This is a genomic window from Micromonospora sp. NPDC049801, from assembly GCF_040656575.1.
Taxonomy (GTDB): Bacteria; Actinomycetota; Actinomycetes; order Mycobacteriales; family Micromonosporaceae; genus Micromonospora.
This window is the reverse complement of record NZ_JBFAMS010000021.1, coordinates 81,326-95,429: the sequence shown is the minus strand read 5'-3', so window position 1 is coordinate 95,429 and position 14,104 is coordinate 81,326. Positions and strand designations below refer to the sequence as shown.

Annotated in this window: 12 protein-coding genes and 1 pseudogene; 9 read left to right on the top strand and 4 right to left on the bottom strand. The window is 71.5% G+C overall.

Features of this window, described 5'->3' with window-relative positions; all coding sequences use genetic code 11:
• The 3 genes and pseudogenes from AB0I89_RS29765 to AB0I89_RS29755 all read left to right on the top strand — a co-directional run.
• Window positions 1-94 (top strand): annotated as a pseudogene (locus AB0I89_RS29765) (DUF3117 domain-containing protein); the annotation flags it as partial.
• A gap of 54 nt (window positions 95-148) precedes the next feature.
• On the top strand, window positions 149-715 hold the full coding sequence (locus tag AB0I89_RS29760) for an adenine phosphoribosyltransferase (RefSeq protein WP_357133529.1): 567 nt from the start codon (window positions 149-151) through the stop codon (window positions 713-715).
• Window positions 716-962: 247 nt separating this feature from the next.
• Complete coding sequence (locus AB0I89_RS29755; RefSeq protein WP_355053635.1) at window positions 963-3,482, top strand: bifunctional (p)ppGpp synthetase/guanosine-3',5'-bis(diphosphate) 3'-pyrophosphohydrolase; 2,520 nt, start codon at window positions 963-965, stop codon at window positions 3,480-3,482.
• A 66-nt stretch (window positions 3,483-3,548) separates the two neighbouring features.
• Here the strand turns inward: AB0I89_RS29755 and AB0I89_RS29750 are convergent, their stop codons facing one another.
• Both AB0I89_RS29750 and AB0I89_RS29745 read right to left on the bottom strand, forming a co-directional pair.
• On the bottom strand, window positions 3,549-4,388 hold the full coding sequence (locus AB0I89_RS29750) for a peptidylprolyl isomerase (RefSeq protein WP_355053634.1): 840 nt from the start codon (window positions 4,386-4,388) through the stop codon (window positions 3,549-3,551).
• Window positions 4,389-4,447: 59 nt separating this feature from the next.
• A complete protein-coding gene (locus tag AB0I89_RS29745; protein ID WP_357133515.1) occupies window positions 4,448-5,320 on the bottom strand; it encodes a peptidylprolyl isomerase in 873 nt (290 codons plus the stop codon).
• 265 nt (window positions 5,321-5,585) lie between these two features.
• Between AB0I89_RS29745 and AB0I89_RS29740 the strand changes: the two genes are divergently transcribed.
• The 3 genes from AB0I89_RS29740 (at window position 5,586) to AB0I89_RS29730 (ending at window position 8,710) form a co-directional block, all read left to right on the top strand.
• Window positions 5,586-6,296: an MBL fold metallo-hydrolase gene (locus AB0I89_RS29740; RefSeq protein WP_357133513.1), complete on the top strand. Its 711-nt coding sequence runs from the start codon at window positions 5,586-5,588 to the stop codon at window positions 6,294-6,296.
• Between the two features lie 72 nt (window positions 6,297-6,368).
• Entirely contained in the window at window positions 6,369-7,697 is a 1,329-nt protein-coding gene (hisS, locus tag AB0I89_RS29735) for a histidine--tRNA ligase (RefSeq protein WP_357133511.1), read from the top strand.
• A gap of 71 nt (window positions 7,698-7,768) precedes the next feature.
• The gene (locus AB0I89_RS29730; protein WP_357133509.1) at window positions 7,769-8,710 is read left to right on the top strand and encodes an acyl-ACP desaturase; all 942 of its coding nucleotides are present in this window, start codon (window positions 7,769-7,771) and stop codon (window positions 8,708-8,710) included.
• A 105-nt stretch (window positions 8,711-8,815) separates the two neighbouring features.
• Here AB0I89_RS29730 and AB0I89_RS29725 read toward each other — a convergent pair whose 3' ends face one another.
• Entirely contained in the window at window positions 8,816-9,322 is a 507-nt protein-coding gene (locus AB0I89_RS29725; protein WP_357133507.1) for a PaaI family thioesterase, read from the bottom strand.
• 55 nt (window positions 9,323-9,377) lie between these two features.
• On the opposite strand from AB0I89_RS29725, the gene AB0I89_RS29720 reads away from it, so the two are divergent.
• Window positions 9,378-9,854, top strand: coding sequence for a helix-turn-helix domain-containing protein (locus tag AB0I89_RS29720; protein WP_357133505.1), 477 nt, complete (start codon window positions 9,378-9,380; stop codon window positions 9,852-9,854).
• Window positions 9,855-10,259: 405 nt separating this feature from the next.
• Window positions 10,260-11,303 (top strand): S1 family peptidase, encoded by a 1,044-nt coding sequence (locus AB0I89_RS29715; protein ID WP_357133503.1) that lies wholly within the window; start codon window positions 10,260-10,262, stop codon window positions 11,301-11,303.
• Between the two features lie 63 nt (window positions 11,304-11,366).
• Here the strand turns inward: AB0I89_RS29715 and AB0I89_RS29710 are convergent, their stop codons facing one another.
• Window positions 11,367-12,086, bottom strand: coding sequence for a DUF998 domain-containing protein (locus AB0I89_RS29710; protein ID WP_357133501.1), 720 nt, complete (start codon window positions 12,084-12,086; stop codon window positions 11,367-11,369).
• A gap of 155 nt (window positions 12,087-12,241) precedes the next feature.
• Here AB0I89_RS29710 and aspS point away from each other — a divergent pair, with 155 nt between their 5' ends.
• Window positions 12,242-14,047, top strand: a complete 1,806-nt coding sequence (gene aspS / locus AB0I89_RS29705; RefSeq protein WP_357133499.1) for an aspartate--tRNA ligase — start codon at window positions 12,242-12,244, stop codon at window positions 14,045-14,047.
• Window positions 14,048-14,104 lie beyond the last annotated feature (57 nt).

Genomic DNA, 14,104 nt, shown 5'->3' with positions numbered 1-14,104 from the left:
CAAGGAGGGTCGGGGCATCGTCATGCGTGTCCCGCTGGAGGGCGGTGGCCGGCTCGTCGTCGAGATGACTCCCGACGAGGCCAACGCGCTCGGTGCTGTGCGCACAGCATGCCGGACGCCGTCGTCGTTGGAAGGGAACGCAACAGCCGTGACGGAGACCCACAGCAGCGCCCCGCGGGGGGACAGCGGCCCGGAGGCCGCCCGACTGGTGGCCAGCCGGGTGCTGGACGTGCCGGACTTCCCCAAGCCCGGTGTCCTGTTCAAGGACCTGATGCCGCTGTTCGCCGACGGAAAGGCGTTCCGCGAGGTTGTCGACGGGATCGTCGCGTACCACGGGCGGGACGCGTTCGACGTGGTGGTCGGCATCGAGGCGCGGGGGTTCGTCGTCGCGGCGGCCGTCGCGTACGCGGCCGGGGTGGGTGTCGTACCGGTGCGTAAGGCCGGCAAGTTGCCCCGTCCGGCGCACTCGGTCTCGTACGCGCTGGAGTACGGCGAGGCCACGCTCGAGGTGCACGAGGACGCCTTCACCGCCGGCCACCGGGTGCTCGTCGTCGACGACGTGCTGGCCACCGGGGGCACCGCCGAGGCGACGCTGGACCTGGTCGAGCGTGCGGGCGGTACGGTGACGGGCTTCACCGTACTGTTGGAGCTTGCCTTCCTGGGCGCCCGGGAGCGACTGACGCCGCGTCCGGTCCATGCCCTTTTGACCGTTTGATCCCTGTCGCGCTGGCACTGGGACGGGGGTGCGCCCACGTCGCGGGTCGACCGGCCGTGCCGACCGGCGGAGCCGGGGCCCGGTCAGGCCGGCCGCCCGGGGCGTCGACCGTCCGGCGGAGCGGCAGGGGACCGTCCGTGCGGGTAGCATTGCCCATTGCTGACGCCGGCGGTACACCGTCCGGCGACGCGAGACCAGGCCGGCCGACACACGGCCGGCGTGTTTCCGGCGAGCGGTGAGGAGGCCGGTGTCCCACGATGTCGTCCCTCCGGCGGAGGGCACGGTGCACCCCACAGGCGACGCTGACGGCTCGGTGACCGACCGGAACGGCGACGCGCCGGCCCGGGTGACGGGCACCGACAACGGCTCCGGCAGGGCTCCTGCCGACAGCGTGACGGCTCCTACCGAGGTCACGGCGAGCGCCGTCGAGGCGTCGCCCGGCGCGGACGGGGTCGTGGTTCCGTTCCCGACCGATGTCGACCCGTCGCCGAGCGGCGGCTTCGGGTTCTCCAACGCGCCCACCGGCCGACGGGTGCGCGCCCGCCTGGCCCGGTTCAACGCGCCCTGGCAGACCTCGCAGGTCAGCGAGGTGCTGGAGCCGCTCATCGCCAGCCACCGGGAGAACCACCCGAAGGCCGACGCACGGTTGCTCCAGCGTGCCTTCGACACGGCCGCGCGGTGGCACTCCGGCCAGTACCGCAAGTCCGGCGACCCGTACATCACGCATCCCCTCGCCGTGGCGACGATCCTGGGCAACCTGGGGATGGACACGACCACGCTGGTCGCCGCGCTGCTGCACGACACGATCGAGGACACCGAGTACACCCTCGACGCGATGCGCGCCGACTTCGGCGGCGAGGTCGCCCTGCTGGTCGACGGCGTCACCAAGCTGGACAAGGTCAAGCTGGGCGACGCGGCCAAGGCCGAGACGATCCGCAAGATGGTCGTGGCGATGGCCAAGGACCCGCGGGTGCTCGTGATCAAGCTGGCCGACCGGCTGCACAACATGCGCACCCTGTCCTTCCTGCCGGCGCCCAAGCGCGAGCAGAAGGCCAAGGAGACCCTGGAGATCCTCGCGCCGCTGGCCCACCGCCTCGGTATGAACACGATCAAGTGGGAGCTGGAGGATCTGGCCTTCGGCACGCTCTTCCCGAAGCGGTTCGAGGAGATCAACCGGCTGATCGGTGAGCACCAGCCGCAGCGCGAGTCGCTGCTGCGGCAGGTCACCCAGAAGGTCGGCACCGACCTGAAGGCCGCCAAGATCAAGGCGGAGACGACCGGCCGACCGAAGCACCTCTACTCGATCTACCAGAAGATGATCGTGCGGGGTCGCGACTTCAACGACATCTACGACCTGGTGGGTGTGCGGATCCTGGTCGACACGGTGCGGGACTGCTACGCGGCGCTCGGGGTCATCCACGCCAACTGGCAGCCGGTGCCGGGCCGGTTCAAGGACTACATCGCCATGCCCAAGTTCAACATGTACCAGTCGTTGCACACGACGGTCATCGGGCCCACCGGCAAGCCGGTGGAGATGCAGATCCGCACGTACGCGATGCACCGCACCGCCGAGTTCGGCATCGCCGCGCACTGGAAGTACAAGGAGCACAAGGGCACCCCGGTGGTCGGTCCGCCGGCGCACATCGACGAGATGACCTGGCTGCGGCAGCTGCTGGACTGGCAGCGCGAGGCCGCCGACCCGAGCGAGTTCCTGGACGCGCTGCGCTTCGACCTGTCCAGCCAGGAGGTGTACGTCTTCACCCCCAAGGGTGACGTCATCCCGCTGCCGACCGGGTCGACGCCTGTCGACTTCGCGTACGCGGTGCACACCGAGGTCGGGCACAAGTGCATCGGCGCGCGGGTCAACGGCAAGCTCGTGCCGCTGGAGTCGACGCTGTCCAACGGCGACGTGATCGAGATCTTCACGTCGAAGTCCGAGACGGCCGGCCCCACGCAGGACTGGCTGGGCTTCGTCAAGAGCCCGCGCGCTCGCACCAAGATCCGCCAGTACTTCAACAAGGAGCGGCGCGAGGAGGCGATCGAGGCCGGCAAGGACGCGATCGTCAAGGCGATGCGCAAGCAGGGCATGCCGCTGCAGCGGATGCTCACCTCCGACGCGTTGATGTCGATCGCACGGGACCTGCACCTCGCCGACGTGGCCTCGCTCTACGCGGCCGTCGGCGACAGCCAGGTCTCCGCGCAGTCGGTGGTGCAGAAGCTGATGGCCGCGTACGGCGGCGAGGAGGGCGCGGCGGAGGACATCGCCGAGACCGCCGTCGCCACCCGGCCGCCGCGCAGCCGGCAGAGCAGCAGCGACCCGGGCGTGGTGGTCCGGGGCGTCAGCGACGTCTGGATCAAGCTGGCGCGGTGCTGCACCCCGGTTCCGCCCGACTCGGTGTTCGGGTTCGTCACCCGCTCCGGTGGGGTGAGCGTGCACCGTGACGACTGCGCCAACGCCGAGGACCTGCGGGCGCAGGCCGAACGGGTGGTCGAGGTGAGCTGGAAGCTCACGTCCGCCTCCACGTTCCTGGTGGCGATCCAGGTCGAGGCTCTGGACCGGCACAAGCTGCTCGCCGACGTCACCCGGGTGCTCTCCGACGAGCGGGTGAACATCCTGTCCGCGACCGTCACCACCACCCGTGACCGGGTCGCGGTGAGCCGGTTCAGCTTCGAGATGGCCGACCCGAAGCACCTGGGCCACCTGCTGGCCACCGTTCGCAAGGTCGACGGTGTGTTCGACGCGTACCGGGTCACCTCCGGCGCCTGACGCGTACCCCACACACGAGAGCGCCCGCCGGCTCAGCCGGCGGGCGCTTCGTCATCCTGGTGGGCGTCAGCCCTGCGGCGCGCTCATCGTGAGGGTCTTGATGACGACCTCCTTCTTCGGGTGGCCGCCACCGGCCTGCTGGGCGAACGCCCCGTCGTCGCCGGCCTTGGCCACGTCCTTGACGATGTCCATGCCACCGGTGACGGTGCCCAGCACGGTGTACGCCGGGTCGAGCGGCGAGTCTCCGTACACGATGAAGAACTGGCTACCGGTGCTGCCCGGCTGACCGGAGTTGGCCATCGCGATGACACCCTCCGGGTACGGCGGGCGCTTGTCGGTGGGCAGGTTCTCCTCGGGCAGCCGGAAGCTCGGGCCACCCGTGCCGTCGGTGTCCCGCCAACCCTTGCCGGTGGCGCTCGGGTCACCGCACTGCAGCACCTTGATGCCCTCGGTCACCAGGCGGTGGCACTTGGTGTTGTCGAAGAACTTCTTCTCGGCGAGGAGGCTGAACGCCCCCGCCGTGCAGGGCACCTGCGACCGGTCGACCTTGGCCGTGATCGGGCCCAGGTTGGTGTCGATCGTCATGGTCTGCACACCGCTGGCGGACTGCTGGTTGCTCGGTACCCCGACGTCCTTGATCTGCGGGGACCGCTGGTCGGCCGGCATCGCGTTGTAGACGCACTCGGACGCCCCGGGCGCCGACGCGGCGTTCTTGTCCTTGTCGTCGTCGCCGCCGAGGGTCGTGGCCAGCCAGACGGTGCCGGCGACCACGAGGACCAGCACGGCGGCGGCGCCGACGATCGCCTGCGTCTGGCGGCGCTTGCGGGCCTTGGCCGAGCGCTCGGCCATCTCCTTCTCGAGTCGGGCGCGTGCCGCCGCGCGCTGCCGCTCTCTGGTGGACGTCACGCCTGGATCCTCCTGGCTGTTTGCTGCGGGGTGCCGCTCGGGTGGGTGGGGGCGACCGGTCAGCCGGCGCTCGGGCTGCTGGCCGGGGCGCCGGAGGGCGGCGGTGCCGCGCCGGTGACCGGCTCGCCGACCGTGAGGCTCTGGATCACCACGTCGGTCTTGGGCTTCACCTTCGCCCCGGTCCCATTGTCCACGGTCGGCTGGGCGCCGATCTTCTCCACCACGTCCAGCCCGCCGGTGACCTTGCCGATCACCGGGTACTTCGGGTCCGCCGTGGTGAAGTCCTTGAAGAAGATCAGGAACTGGCTGCCGTTGGCGCCCGGCGGGTTGGAGATCATCGCCACGGTGCCCTTGGGGTACGTCGGCGGCTGTCCGGGCGCGGGGCTGGCCGAGGGCGACGGCGCGGTCGGCACGTCCTCGTCGTAGAACGAGTAGGTGGGCCCACCGAGGCCGGTGCCGCTGGGGTCACCGCAGCGTAGCGCGCCGTCGGTGGTGATCTCGTGGCACTTGGTGTTGTCGTAGAACGACCGGCTCGCCAGGTGGGCGATGCTCGCGGCGGCGCACGGCGAGCTGGTCAGGTTCAGCTCGGCGGTGATCGGCGCGCCCTGGTTGGTGGTGACGGTCATCGCCCGGGTGCCGTCGGTCGGCAGACCCTTGGTCTCCGGCGTGCCGACGTCCTTGAGGTTGGTGTTCGCCGTCGCGTCCTGCGGCGTCCAGAGGCAGGTGTCCTCCGCGGCCGCGTTCTGCTTCGGGTCGGAGTCGAACGCCCCGAGCGCCCAGGCCGAGCCGGCAACGATCACCGCGAGGACCAGGAAGGCGCCCACGCCGGCCTGGATCTGCCGACGCCGCCGCGTGGCGGCCGCCCGGCGTGCCATCTGCCGGTCGAGCTTGGCCCGCGCCAGTTTGCGCTGCCGGTCCCTGCTGGAAGCCACAGGTGCTCCCCTTTCTTCGCCTGATCGTCACCGGCGGCCGGCTCTCCCGGCCCGTCCGGGCGTCGCGTGTGCCGCGCCACACGCCCGCCAGAGTGTACGGCTAGTGACTGGGAATGTGGTGTACGAGGTCCACCCCGTCCCGAGCAGCGCTTATCGGAAGTTGTCACTGTGCCGGTCGGGGCGCGCGGGACGGACGCGGCGAACCCGCTCGGCCCGCCCGATAGGCTGCTGGCAGGACGACAGCTCGACGGAGAGGACAGCGCCCGTGCTCGTGGCCGGCTTTCCCGCGGACGCCTTCGGCACCAACTGTTACGTGGTCGCCACCGCGCCGGGGGAGCAGTGCGTGGTGGTCGACCCCGGCATCGGGGTGCTCGACCAACTCGACGCGCTGCTCGCCGAGCACCGCCTGCATCCGGCCGCTGTGCTGCTCACCCACGGCCACCTGGACCACACGTTCTCGGTGGCGCCGGTCTGCGACGCCCGCGGGATCACCGCGTACGTGCACCCCGGCGACCGGGAGATGCTCGCCGACCCGGCCAAGGGCCTCTCGGCCGACCTGACGTCGCTCTTCGGCGGCCGGCTGAGCTACAGCGAGCCGGAGGACGTGGCCGAGTTGACCGACGGCGCCACCCTCACGCTCGCCGGCCTGGAGATCGCCGTCGACCACGCGCCGGGCCATACCGGCGGGTCGGTGCTGTTCCGGCTGCCCGGCGCCGGGTCGGGCTGGGAGGCGGACGAGATCTGCCTCTCCGGCGACGTCCTCTTCGCCGGTTCGATCGGCCGCACCGACCTGCCCGGCGGCAGCATGCCGGCCATGCTCGCCAGCCTGCGCGACAAGATCCTTCCGCTGGCCGACGACACCGTCGTGCTGCCCGGCCACGGCCCGAGCACCACCATCGGCCGCGAGCGCGCCGGCAACCCGTACCTCGTCGAGGTGGCCGGCACGTCGCCGGCCGCGCCCACCCGGGGTTTCTAGATCATTCGTCCGCGCCGCGCGCGGACCCACGACACCACCGCGCCATGGGCGCGGAACCGCAAGGAGTACGCGATGAGCAAGCCCACGCCCATCTCCGGGTTCCCGGAGTGGACCCCCGGTCAGCGGATGATCGAGCAGTTCGTGCTCGACAAGATCCGCGACACCTTCGAGCTGTACGGGTTCGCCCCCCTGGAGACCCGCTCGGTGGAGCCGCTGGACCAGCTCCTGCGCAAGGGGGAGACCTCCAAGGAGGTCTACGTGATCCGGCGGCTGCACGCCGACGCCGAGGGCGCCGGCGGTGATGACCAGCTCGGGCTGCACTTCGACCTGACCGTGCCGTTCGCCCGCTACGTGTTGGAGAACGCCGGCAAGCTCACCTTCCCGTTCCGTCGTTACCAGATCCAGAAGGTGTGGCGGGGGGAGCGGCCGCAGGAGGGCCGCTACCGGGAGTTCGTCCAGGCCGACATCGACATCGTCGACCGGGACACCCTCGCCCCGCACCACGAGGCGGAGATGCCGCTGGTCATCGGGGACGCGCTGCGCGCCCTGCCCATCCCGCCGGTGACCATCCAGGTCAACAACCGCAAGATCTGGGAGGGCTTCTTCCGGGGCACCGGGGTGACCGACCCGGAGGCGGCGCTGCGTACCGTCGACAAGCTCGACAAGATCGGCCCGGCGAAGGTGGTCGAGCTGTTGGCCGAGACCGCGGGGGCGAGCGAGGCGCAGGCCAAGGCGTGCCTCGCGTTGGCCGAGATCTCCGCGCCGGACGCCTCGTTCGCCGACGCCGTACGCGCGCTCGGGGTCAGCGACCCGCTGCTGGACGAGGGCGTCGACGAGCTGGTCCGGGTGGTGGAGACCGCGGCCGGGCACTCGCCCGGCCTCTGCGTGGCGGACCTGCGCATCGCCCGCGGCCTGGACTACTACACGGGCACGGTTTACGAGACCCAGCTGCGCGGCTACGAGCGGTTCGGCTCGATCTGCTCCGGCGGCCGGTACGACAACCTGGCCAGCGCCGGCGCCGTCTCGTACCCCGGTGTGGGGATCTCGATCGGGGTGACCCGGCTGCTCGGGCTGCTCTTCGGGGCGGGGGAGCTGACCGTCTCCCGTTCGGTGCCCACCTGTGTCCTGGTGGCGCTCGCCGACGAGGAGCACCGGGCGGCCAGCGACAAGATCGCGGCAGAGCTGCGTCGGCGGGGGATCGCCACCGAGGTGTCCCCGAGCGCGGCCAAGTTCGGCAAGCAGATCCGGTACGCCGAGCGGCGGGGCATTCCGTACGTCTGGTTCCCGGGGGCCGACGGCGCGGCGGACGAGGTGAAGGACATCCGCTCCGGTGAGCAGATCACGGCCGACGCGCAGGCCTGGACGCCACCCCCGGGCGACCTCCGGCCGGCGGTGAACTGAGGGCTTCCACTGGCGCTATCGGTCGCGGGGACCTACGGTAGCGTAAGTTACGCCACCGTAGGGAGTTCTTCGTGACCGTGAGCACCACACTGAGCCAGACCGCCCTGCTCGTCGAGCTGGAGCCGGTAGTCGCGCGCAACCTGGACCGCCATCTCTCGTTGGCGAAGGAATGGTTCCCGCACGAGTACGTGCCGTGGAGCGAGGGGCGCACCTTCGACGGGCCGCTCGGTGGCGAGGCGTGGTCGCCGACCGACTCGACGATCCCGGACGTGGCCCGCACCGCGCTGATCGTGAACCTGCTGACCGAGGACAACCTGCCCTCGTACCACCACGAGATCGCCACCCTGTTCGGCCGCGACGGCGCCTGGGGCACCTGGGTGCACCGGTGGACCGCGGAGGAGGGCCGGCACGGCGTCGCGATCCGCGACTACCTGACCGTCACCCGCGCCGTCGACCCGGTGGCGTTGGAGCGGGCCCGGATGACGCACATGTCGGAGGGCTACACCAACGCCCACGGCGACGAGGTGCTGCACTCGCTGGCGTACGTCTCGTTCCAGGAGTTGGCCACCCGGATCTCGCACCGCAACACCGGCAAGGCCACCGGCGACCCCGCCTGCGAGGCGCTGCTGGCCCGGGTGGCCGCCGACGAGAACCTGCACATGGTCTTCTACCGGAACCTGCTCGCCGCCGCGTTCGAGCTGGCCCCGAGCCAGGCCATGCGGGCCGTCGCCGATGTCGTCGCCGACTTCCAGATGCCCGGCAGCGGCATCGACGGCTTCGCCCGCAAGTCGGTGGCGATCGCCCTGGCCGGCATCTACGACCTGCGCCAGCACCGCGACGAGGTGTTGCAGCCGGTGCTGCGCCAGTGGGACGTCTTCAACGTCACCGGCCTCGACGCCGACGGCGAAGCCGCCCGCGAACAACTCGCCACCCAGCTCGACGCCCTGGACCGCGCGGCGTCCCGCTTCGAAGAAAAGCGCGACGCCCGAGCCGCCCGCCTGGCCCAGCGCTAACCCCCACCTGCACCCCGTCGATCTTGCACTTTCTGTTGTCACGAATCGGGGCACAGCCCGCGTTTCGGTGACAGGAACTGCAAGATCGACGGCAAAGGGGTGGGGTTAGGGGAGGGGGAGGATCAGGCAGGTGCTGGTGGCGTGGGCTACCAGGCGGCCCTGCGCGTCCGTTAGGCGGGCTTCGGCCAGGGCCGTGCGGCGTCCGCGTTGCAGGACGGTGCCCTCGCAGCTCAACGTGCCGCTCGCGACGGTGACCGGCCGGAGGAACTTCACGTTCAGGTCCAGCGAGGTGTAGCCGACCCCGGCGGGCAGCGTGGTGTGTACGGCGCAGGCGGCGGCGGTGTCCAGCAGTGTCGAGAGAACGCCGCCGTGCACGGTGCCCAGCGGGTTGTAGTGGAACTCCTGGGGGGTCAGCTCGACGACGACCCGCCCCTCGTCGGCCTCCATGCGGGCCATGTCGAGCAGGTGCATCACCGGGGGCGCGGCCAGTTCCCCCGCGATCATCGCGCGAAGCATGTCGAGGCCGCTGCGCCGACCGACCTGCGCCGCGTTGGCCGCCGGGTCCGACCAGGTGAAGGTACGGCTGCGCGCCGGCTCCTGAGTCTGTGTCATGGACGCAGCGTCGCAGGATGTTGCTGAGTCTGTCAATGAGACCTAGCCTGGTCGGATGAGGCCCGCGGCACTGGACTGGTCGGTGGAGAACTGCACCATCGCCCGCGCGATGGAGATCCTCGGCGAGCGGTGGACCATGGTGGTGCTGCGCGAGGTGTTCAGCGGCGTACGACGCTTCGACGACATGCGGGTCCGTACCGGGATCCCCAGGCAGGTTCTCACCAACCGGCTGGCCCTGCTGGTCGAGCGGGGCGTCCTTCGTCGCGAGCCGTACCGGGAGCCCGGCAGCCGACTGCGCCACGAGTACCGACTGACGGAGATGGGCCTCGCCCTCTGGCCCGTGCTCGTCGCCGTGCTCGGTTGGGGCGACAGGTACCTGGCCGACGCCGAGGGCGCGCCGTTGCGGGTGGAGCACCGCGACTGCGGCGCCGCGGTGCGCGCCGAGCTGCGCTGCGCCGACGGGCACGAGGTGCGGGACCCGCGTGACGTGCTGCCCCGCCCGGGGCCCGGCGCGCGCCGCTGCGACCCCTGACGCCGCCGGCCGCCCATCCCGGGGCGTCACACGTGTCCGCCCGGGCGAGCCGGCGTGGCACGCGTCCGCCGGGCTTGCCGGCGTCGTAGACGGCCGTCGGAACGGGCGGGCCGGCGTGGCACGCGTCCGCCTGTTGTGGCGTCAACCGCCTCCGTTGCCCGGCGCTGTCCGAAAGGGATCCGGCGGTCGTCGGGGTGTGACGGTAGATGTCCCCGAGTGTGTCGATGGTGTTGCGCCGACGTCCTCGGTGACGTTCGACGAATTCGGGCGAAACCAGATCTTGTTAATGATCTTAAGTATGTGAATACTTCAGTTCACTCGACCGGTTTTCGCAGATCGGCCGGGTTGCCCTCGGGTCAGCCATCCCCGGCCAGACCCGTCTCCCCCGCCCAGGAGGTTTGTTACATGCGACCCACGAGGTCCTCCTTCCGTGTTGCGGCGACCGTCGCCGTGACCGGAACCCTGGTCGTCGGCTCGCTCATCGGCGCACCCGCCCAGGCCGCCCCCGCCGCCTCGCCCGACGCCGGCGCGGCCCTCTCCGCTCAGCTCGGTGACCGCTCCGCCGGCTCGTACATCGACGCCAGCGGCAAGACCGTCGTCACGGTGACCGACGCCGCCGCCGCGAGCGCGGTCAGCAAGGCCGGAGCGAGCGTCCGGTACGTCACCCGCGGCGCCGCCGAGCTCAACCGGGCCACCGCCGAGCTGGAGCGCTCGGCGAAGATCCCGGGCACCGCCTGGTGGAGCGACCCGATCACCAACCAGGTGGTCGTCTCCGTCGACAGCACCGTCACCGGCGCCAAGCTGGAGCGGGTCAAGGCGGCCGCCGCGCGCGCCAACGGCGCGGTGCGGGTCGAGGCCGAGGCCGGCGTGCTGAGCACCCGGATCTCCGGTGGCCAGGCCATCTACACCGGCGGTTACCGCTGCTCGCTGGGCTTCAACGTGCGCAGCGGCAGCACCTACTACTTCCTGACCGCCGGGCACTGCACCAACCTCGGCAGCAACTGGTACTCGAACTCGAGCCAGACCAGCCTGCTCGGCACCCGTACCGGCACCAGCTTCCCGGGCAACGACTACGGCATCGTGCGGCACAGCAACTCGGCGAACGCCGCCGGTAACGTCTACCTCTACAACGGCAGCTACCGGGACATCACCGGCGCCGGCAACGCGTCGGTCGGCCAGTCGGTGCAGCGCTCCGGCAGCACCACGGGCCTGCGCAGCGGCTCGGTGACGGCGACCAACGCCACGGTGAACTACGCCGAGGGCTCGGTCTCCGGCCTGATCCGCACCAACGTCTGCGCCGAGGGTGGCGACAGCGGTGGCTCGCTCTTCTCCGGTAGCACCGCGCTCGGCCTCACCTCCGGCGGCAGCGGTAACTGCCGCACCGGCGGTACCACCTTCTTCCAGCCGGTCACCGAGCCGCTGAGCGTCTACGGCGTCAGCGTCTTCTGATCGACGTACCGCACGCGGGCCGCCGGGGCACTCCGGCGGCCCGCGTCGCGCGTGCGGGTCGGCTCACGCGAGCCGGTCGGGCCCGTCCGTCGGCAGCAACGAATCCGGGGGTACGACACCGGTCGTCGGCACTGCCGGTCCGACTGGCGTGGTGCCGGCGGCGGCCCACGCGAGATGCGCCCGGCGCGCCGAGAGCACCGCCAGCAGCGGCCAGAGCGAGACGCCCACCGCCGTCACCCGTTCGGCCAGGCCGGTCCGGGATCCGCTGGTCACCTCGAACGCGAACCAGCCGAACAGGGCCAGCAGCACCAGCGTGGCGCTCAACGCCACGCCGCGCCGGAACGCCCAGGGCGGTTGCGGCGTGCGTGGATGCGCGGCGTCCGGGCCACGCGACAGCCGCAGCGCCGACCCGGCCGGCCAGAGCGCCAGCGCCAGGACGGCGATGGTCGCCACGATGCCGTGGCTGAGCGAGCCGCCGACCGTCGGTCGGGGAAAGGCGACGAGCGCGATGGTGGCCACGCCGCCGACGGCGAGCAGGAAACGGCTGGGTAGCCCGGCCGCGTGCAGCACCGCGGCGGTCGCCAGGTAACAGCACCCGAGCAGCACCAGGGCACTGATCATGATCCAGGCGTCGGTGGCGTCATGCCCGGCCAGTTCGCTGATGGTGTCGCGGATCGGGTCGTACCCGGCGGGTTGCCGGGCGCCCGCGACCGTCCAGCCGCCCACCAGCAGCACCGGCGCGGCGACCGCCGTGGCGACGCCCCAGTTCGGTACGGCGCGCATCAGGCCACGCTAACCGGCGTCGGGGCCCGCTGCCCGGGGTTCGCCGGCTCGTCCACCAGCGAATCGGGCCGGGCTGCCGGGTGCCCCCCAGCGGGCCCGGCCACCCCTGACAGAATGCGGGGTGAGGACTGTTCCACGATGAGGAGTTGCCAGCCGTGATCCGTACCCACAATGCCGGAAGCCTGCGCGCCGCGGACGCCGGCTCGACGGTGACGCTCGCCGGGTGGGTGGCCCGCCGGCGCGACCACGGCGGTGTCATCTTCGTCGACCTGCGTGACGGCTCCGGCGTCGTGCAGGTGGTGTTCCGCGAGGAGGACGCGCACGCGCTGCGCAACGAGTTCTGCGTGAAGGTCACCGGCGAGGTGACCCGCCGCCCCGAGGGCAACGAGAACCCCGACCTGCCCACCGGCGAGGTCGAGGTGACCGCCGCCGCGCTGGAGGTGCTCTCCGAGGCCGCGCCGCTGCCACTGCCGGTGGACGACCAGGTCGAGGCCGGTGACGACATCCGGCTCAAGTACCGCTACCTTGACCTGCGCCGCAGCGGCCCGGCGAACGCGCTGCGGCTGCGCTCGCGCGCCAGCCAGCTCGCCCGCGGCGTGCTGCACGAGCGGGACTTCCTGGAGATCGAGACGCCGACGCTGACCCGGTCGACCCCGGAGGGCGCCCGGGACTTCCTGGTGCCGGTGCGGTTGCAGCCCGGCAGCTGGTACGCGCTGCCGCAGTCGCCGCAGCTCTTCAAGCAGCTGCTGATGGTCGGCGGCATGGAGCGGTACTACCAGATCGCCCGCTGCTACCGCGACGAGGACTTCCGCGCCGACCGGCAGCCGGAGTTCACCCAGCTCGACATCGAGATGTCCTTCGTCACCGAGGACGACGTGATCGACCTCGGCGAGGCGATCGTCTCGGCGCTCTGGCAGGACCTGGCCGGGCACGAGATCACCCGACCGATCCCGCGGATCACCTGGCACGACGCGATGGCCCGGTACGGCTCGGACAAGCCGGACCTGCGCTACGGCGTCGAGCTGACCGAACTGACCGACTACCTGCGCGGCACCGAGTTCCGGGTGTTCGCCGGGGCGATCGACGCGGGCGGCTACGTCGGCGCGGTGGTGATGCCCGGTGGCGCGGCCCAGACCCGCAAGGAGCTGGACGGCTGGCAGGACTGGGCCAAGGCGCGCGGCGCGCGGGGCCTGGCGTACGTGGTGCTGGACGCCGAGACCGGCGAGGCGCGCGGACCGGTGGCCAAGAACCTCTCCGCCGAGCACCTGGGCGGGCTCGCCGACGCGGTCGGCGCGAAGCCGGGCGACGCGGTCTTCTTCGCCGCGAGCACGACCACCCGTGAGGCGCAGGAGCTGCTCGGCGCTGCCCGGGTCGAGATCGCCAAGCGCTCCGGCCTGATCGACGAGAGCGCCTGGGCGTTCTGCTGGGTGGTCGACGCCCCGATGTTCGAGAAGACGGACGAGGGCGCGTGGACGGCCGTGCACCACCCGTTCACCTCGCCGAACGCGGAGTGGGTGGACCGGTTCGAGGAGGCGCCGGACCGGGCCCTGGCCTACGCGTACGACATCGTCTGCAACGGCAACGAGATCGGCGGCGGGTCGATCCGTATCCACCGGGGTGACGTGCAGAAGCGGGTCTTCGACCTGCTGGGCATCACCCCGGAGGAGGCGCAGGACAAGTTCGGCTTCCTGCTGGAGGCGTTCAAGTACGGCGCCCCGCCGCACGGCGGCATCGCGTTCGGCTGGGACCGGGTCTGCATGCTGCTGGCCGGCGCGGACTCCATCCGCGAGGTCATCGCGTTCCCGAAGACCCGGGGCGGCTTCGACCCGCTGACCGGCGCGCCCACCCCGATCACCGCCCAGCAGCGCGCCGAGGCCGGCATCGACGCCAAGCCCAAGCCCGCGCCTGCGGCCCACACCGGCACCGCCGGCCCGGCCGCCCCGGTGGCCGACCCGGTCTGACCCGTCCCTGTTTGGTTGATCAAGAGGTTTGCGTCATCATCGCCCCGCGAGATGACG

Excerpts from the sequence above, each read along its gene's own strand:
- AB0I89_RS29725 (WP_357133507.1), bottom strand. The coding sequence starts at position 9,322 with ATGACACAGACTCAGGAGCCGGCGCGCAGCCGTACCTTCACCTGGTCG.
- AB0I89_RS29720 (WP_357133505.1), top strand. The coding sequence starts at position 9,378 with ATGAGGCCCGCGGCACTGGACTGGTCGGTGGAGAACTGCACCATCGCC.
- hisS (WP_357133511.1), top strand. The coding sequence starts at position 6,369 with ATGAGCAAGCCCACGCCCATCTCCGGGTTCCCGGAGTGGACCCCCGGT.
- AB0I89_RS29710 (WP_357133501.1), bottom strand. The coding sequence starts at position 12,086 with ATGCGCGCCGTACCGAACTGGGGCGTCGCCACGGCGGTCGCCGCGCCG.
- AB0I89_RS29715 (WP_357133503.1), top strand. The coding sequence starts at position 10,260 with ATGCGACCCACGAGGTCCTCCTTCCGTGTTGCGGCGACCGTCGCCGTG.